The organism is Capnocytophaga sp. CM59, assembly GCF_000293175.1.
Lineage (GTDB): Bacteria > Bacteroidota > Bacteroidia > Flavobacteriales > Flavobacteriaceae > Capnocytophaga > Capnocytophaga granulosa.
On sequence record NZ_ALNN01000019.1, the window covers coordinates 1 to 5,421 of the forward strand.

The following is a 5,421-nucleotide window of genomic DNA, read 5'->3' on the forward strand; positions in this document are numbered from 1 at the left end:
TACTCCGCTCTCGCGGACTTTGCCCCTACACCTGCTCATGCTAATTTTTCGTACCCCCGCTGGTGCGAGCTTGCAGCTCGTACCTATGATTATGGAGCTTGTAGCTCCTATAAAGAGCCAAAGGCGCTACTTGATAGTAGGCACGAGCTGCAAACTCGCGCCAGCAGAGGCTGACCAAGATACCCCTCATTAGCATAGTCTTTACAGGGATGTATTGATAAAAATTAATATTAGGGCAAATGTACGAATTTTAATTGAGAATATTCTGTTGGAAAGGAAAAAAAACGTACATTTGCCAATATTTTAGAAGATAAGAAATAGATGCGATTACATAGGAATTTGGTGGATGCCGTAGTAGATGGTTTTCTACAGATTAATAACGATGGTCTCTATGCGGATAAGGTGATAGAGCGTTTGCTTAAGCGTGATAAGCGCTGGGGGAGCAAGGATAGAGCTTTTATAGCAGAGACACTCTATGAACTGATTCGCTATAAGCGTCTTTATACAGAGATAGCCCAAGAGAAGGCGCCTTTTACGGTGCAGAGTACCCGACGGGTGTTTGCTGTATGGGCGGTGCTCAGGGGGATTACACTTCCTGAGTGGTACTTTGAGGGGACGCCAGAGCGCCGTATCAAGGGACGTTTTGATGCACTTTCCAAGGAGCGTGCAGTGCGAGAGTCGGTACCTGATTGGCTTGATGCTCTTGGTGTAAAGGAGCTGGGTGAGGAGGTATGGACGCGTGAGCTGCATGCACTGAATCAGCAGGCGCAGGTGGTGCTAAGGGTCAATACACTCAAGACAGATAAAGCAGCTCTTCAGGCACAGCTAAGGAAAGAGGGTTATGAGACAGCACCTCTTGAGGGACTGCCCGATGCGCTGCAACTGGAGAAGCGGGCGAATGTCTTTCTATCGGAGGCTTTCAAGCAGGGGCTTTTTGAGTTACAGGATGCCGCTTCGCAAAGAGTAGCCCCTTTGCTCTTAGGAGATTGGACACCTGCGCAGGGTAGCCTGAAGGTAGCTGACTGCTGTGCTGGGGCAGGAGGGAAAACCCTACATTTGGCTTCGCTGATGGGGGGCAAAGGCAAGATTGTGGCTATGGATATCTACCAGCAGAAGCTCGATGAACTCTCCCGTAGGGCGAAACGCAATGGAGCTTTTAATATAGAGACACGGCCGGTAGAGGCCAAATACCTTAAACGCCAAAGAGGTAGTTTTGACAAAGTGCTAATTGATGCGCCTTGTTCAGGTTTAGGTGTGTTGCGACGTAACCCTGATACAAAATGGAAACTTACCCCTGAGTTCTTAGACCAAATACGTTCTACTCAAGCCCAAATCCTTGAGCAATACAGTCAGTTGGTTAAGGACGGCGGGCAACTTGTCTACGCTACTTGTTCGATATTGCCCAGTGAAAACCAACAACAAGTACAACGATTTCTGCAAAGTCCCGCAGGGCAGCGCTTTACCCTTGTGGAAGAACATCAGATCTGGGCAACAGAGGGGTATGATGGGTTCTATATGGCGCTTATTAGTGACAAGTGACAAGTGACGAGTGATAAGTGGAACTAACCACTGAAAACTAACCACTGAAAACTAACTATTTGATTATGGAATTTTTGAATAAATATTTTGTAGAAGTCTGTTTGAAAGATTATGCTACGTTCAAGGGGCGTGTGGGGCGAGAGCCTTATTGGCTCTTTGTAGGTGTGCTCTTTGTGCTACTTACAGCGCTATTACTATTGGAAGAGTTTGTGTTTCTGTCTGATACAGAAGTAGGAGAGATTTTTGGCTTCTTAGTAGGTGTTTCTGCTGCCATAGTACTCTTACCTCTTATAGCGATTTCAGTGCGTAGGTTGCACGATGTAGGCAAAAGCGGCTGGTGGCTATTGGTGCCTGTCTATAACATAATATTGCTCTTAGGAGAGAGCAGAGGAGAAGCGTAAAGAATGAAGATTGCTTATCATCCCATCTATACCCATCCAGTGCCTGAGAATCATCGTTTTCCGATGGAGAAATATGCCCTCTTGCACGAACAGTTGTTGTGGGAGGGAATCGCTACGGAGGCAGATTTCTTCGCTCCCGAAAAGGTGGCACTCTCGTCCTTATACTTGGCGCATACGCCTGCCTATGTGCAGGATTTTGTAGGGCAGACCCTAGAGGAGCGTACACGTATCCGAATCGGGTTTGTTCAGAGCCAACAGCTGATAGATCGCGAACTGACCCTAGTGCAGGGCACTATAGAAGGGGCGCTTTATGCACTGGAGGGGCAGGTAGCCTTTAACATAGCAGGAGGTACACACCATGCATATTCCGATAGGGGAGAGGGGTTTTGTATGCTCAATGACCAAGCTGTAGCGGCTGCCTATCTATTGGATAAAGGAAAGGCACAGCGGGTGCTCATTATAGATTTGGATGTACATCAGGGGAATGGTACGGCGGAGATATTTGCTCAAAAGCCAGCTGTATTTACCTTTTCTATGCACGCTCAGGGCAATTATCCCTTTGTAAAAGAGCAGTCAGATATGGATATAGCCCTACCGGATGGCACAGGAGATGACGCCTATATAACACAGCTGCGGGAGGTCTTGCCTGAGCTATTTGAGAAGCATCAGCCTGATTTTGTATTTTACCAATCGGGAGTAGATGTGCTTGAGAGTGATAAATTTGGCAAGCTACGGCTATCCTTGGAGGGTTGTGCTCAGCGTGATCGGCTCGTTTTTGAGGCTTGTGCCCAGCGGCAGATTCCTGTGCAATGTAGTATGGGAGGGGGCTATTCGCCAAGGCTTTCTACCATACTGGAGGCACATACAAATACTTTTAAGATAGCCTCAGAAGTCTTTGGGATATAAATAAAAAATTGTACCTTTGCCGAGAAAGCGAAGAGTGAAAAGTGAAGAGCGGAGAGTGAAAAGCGAAGAGTGAAGAATGAAAAGAGAAAAGTGAAACTGGATAAAAAACTAAAAAATATATGATAACAACAGATCAGCTTACTATGGGGGTATTATTCCCTATAGAGGCGTTTGAGGGGCCAGTGCCTCGTATGAACAAAGACGAACAGATTACTCTTGCCCAACAAGCGGAAGACTTGGGTTTTGACACATTATGGGTGAGGGACGTTCCTCTTTTTGACCCTAATTTCCGTGATGTAGGACAGATATATGACCCTTGGGTATATATGGCACATATAGCAACCCTAACGAATAAAATTAAGCTCGGTACGGCCAGTATGGTGCTTCCTTTGCGTCACCCGATACACTTTGCCAAAGCAGCGGCAAGTATAGACCAACTTTTTCCAGGTCGCTTGCACCTTGGGGTAGCCTCAGGAGACCGTGCGATAGAATATCCAGCGTTTAATAGGCCATACGAGAACCGCAGTATAGACTTTATGCGCCAGATGGAGACCATTCGCACTTTCTGGAGTGAAGATTTTCCTCGCTATGAGACCTCTTTTGGAAAGATGCAAGGAGAAGCGGATGTGATTCCAAAGCCTATAAACAAGCGTATTCCGATGTATGTTACAGGACATGCTGGAGGAATTAACCTAGACTGGATTGCCCAAAATGGGGACGGCTGGATCTACTACCCACGTGAGTTTGCTTACACTAAGAACATCATACAGAACTGGAAAGCGACTCTTAAGAAATACAATCAGCCAGATAAGCCATATATACAGCCCTTGTACATAGACCTATTGGAGGATCCCAATGCGGAGCCTATCAATATAGAACTTGGTTTCCGCTTGGGTCGTAACTACTTGATAGACTTGTTGCAAACGCTCAAGTTTATGGGAGTTAGCCATACGATATTCATTGCGAAGTTCTGTTCGCGCCCTATGAAAGAGGTAATAGAAGAAATAGGTAAAGAGGTACTTCCTCATATGAATGAAGGATAGATATGGAGATTATCATCATCAATGGGCCGAACCTGAACCTTTTGGGCAGGCGAGAGCCTTCAGTATATGGGCAAGCGAGTTTTGAGACGTATTTTGAGACCCTCAAAGCGGCTTTCCCTGAGGTGAATTTGCACTATTTCCAGTCCAACCACGAAGGAGCACTGATAGATAAGCTCCATGAGGTAGGGTTCTCCTACGATGGGATTATCCTCAACGCGGGTGCCTATACTCATACCTCGGTGGCACTACATGATGCTATTCGCGGGATTACCACTGCTGTGGTGGAGGTGCATATCTCCAATACCTTTGCACGCGAAGATTTCCGTCATCACTCCTATATATCGCCTGTGGCTAAGGGGATTATTGTGGGCTTTGGGATGGAAAGCTATAAATTGGCGATACAAAGCCTTATTAGTGACTAATGACTAGTGACTAATGACTAATGACTAGTGACTAGTGACTAATGACTAATGACTAATGACTAGTGACTAGTGACGAATGAATTTGAGAAATATTTTTGAAATATGAAAATAACATTAGCCGTATTGGCGGCGGGCTTGGGTTCCCGCTTTGGTGCTGATAAGCAGATTGTTCCTATATATGGGGATTCTATTCTTTTGGATTATTCGATAGCAGATGCCTTTGCGGCAGGATTTGATAATGTAGTATTGATTGTTCGTTCGGAGATAGAGGAACAGATGAAGGCGCATCTGCTAAAGAAGTTTCCTAAGGATAAACTCTCTTTTGTGTGTCAGGATACTATGACACCCAAAGAAATAGAGCGCAAAAAGCCTTGGGGAACAGGGCATGCACTATTGTGCTTGAAAGATCAGATACATAATCCTTTTCTAATTATCAATGCCGATGACTTCTATGGGGCACACTCGTTTGAGATGATGGCTGAGGCCTTGCGCAAGGGGAAAGAGAAGACCTTTTTCTCGGCTGGGTATCGCTTGGGTAATACGCTGAGTGAGAATGGGACGGTGTCGCGTGGTATTTGTACTGTCAGTGCAGACCATCACCTCATTAGTATAGAGGAACGCACCAAACTACTCAAAACAGGCGAGAATGAGGCCACTGATGAGCGCACAGGGGAGCGTTTCCCACTGACAAGTTTTGTTTCTATGAACTTCTGGGGCTTTACTCCAGCTATATTCCAGCTAGGCGTACCCCTATTTGAAACCTTTATAGCCGAACATAAGGGAGACCCCAAGGCGGAGTTCTATATTCCTACCCTTGTGAGCCATGCCATGGCACAGGGCTATGTGGTGGAGGTAGTCCCCACTGAAGCGGTATGGTTTGGGATGACCTATCAGGAAGACTTGGATGTGGTCAGAAGAGAAATAAAACGCATATATAATGACTAGTGACTAATGACCAATGACTAATCCTATTGTGGTATTAGTCATTGGTCATTAGTCATTAATGCGAATCAATACTTAAAAAATATCTGTATAATCTTATTCGTTAAGACGCAATTTATTGCGTCTCTACGGAGAACTATGCTCATCAGGAGTTGTCTTAGCCAGCGT

General features: G+C 45.7%; 7 protein-coding genes. All 7 read left to right on the plus strand.

The features are described 5' to 3' along the window. Nucleotides 1–193, plus strand: a 193-nt coding sequence (locus HMPREF1154_RS13500) for a hypothetical protein (protein ID WP_034567018.1), incomplete at its 5' end; no start/stop codon positions are given. Nucleotides 194–321: 128 nt separating this feature from the next. Beyond that, nucleotides 322–1,539, plus strand: coding sequence for an RsmB/NOP family class I SAM-dependent RNA methyltransferase (locus HMPREF1154_RS06230; protein ID WP_009641735.1), 1,218 nt, complete (start codon nt 322–324; stop codon nt 1,537–1,539). A 65-nt stretch (nt 1,540–1,604) separates the two neighbouring features. Then, nucleotides 1,605–1,940 carry a DUF805 domain-containing protein gene (locus HMPREF1154_RS06235; protein ID WP_009641738.1) on the plus strand — a complete coding sequence of 112 codons (336 nt, stop codon included), beginning with the start codon at nt 1,605–1,607 and terminating at the stop codon, nt 1,938–1,940. Between the two features lie 3 nt (nt 1,941–1,943). Then, nucleotides 1,944–2,846, plus strand: coding sequence for a histone deacetylase family protein (locus tag HMPREF1154_RS06240; RefSeq protein WP_009641732.1), 903 nt, complete (start codon nt 1,944–1,946; stop codon nt 2,844–2,846). Between the two features lie 119 nt (nt 2,847–2,965). Further along, a complete protein-coding gene (locus HMPREF1154_RS06245; RefSeq protein WP_009641733.1) occupies nt 2,966–3,889 on the plus strand; it encodes an LLM class oxidoreductase in 924 nt (307 codons plus the stop codon). Between the two features lie 2 nt (nt 3,890–3,891). Then, nucleotides 3,892–4,311, plus strand: coding sequence for a type II 3-dehydroquinate dehydratase (gene aroQ / locus HMPREF1154_RS06250; RefSeq protein WP_009641736.1), 420 nt, complete (start codon nt 3,892–3,894; stop codon nt 4,309–4,311). Nucleotides 4,312–4,413: 102 nt separating this feature from the next. Continuing rightward, the gene (locus tag HMPREF1154_RS06255; protein ID WP_009641734.1) at nt 4,414–5,256 is read left to right on the plus strand and encodes an NTP transferase domain-containing protein; all 843 of its coding nucleotides are present in this window, start codon (nt 4,414–4,416) and stop codon (nt 5,254–5,256) included. Nucleotides 5,257–5,421 lie beyond the last annotated feature (165 nt).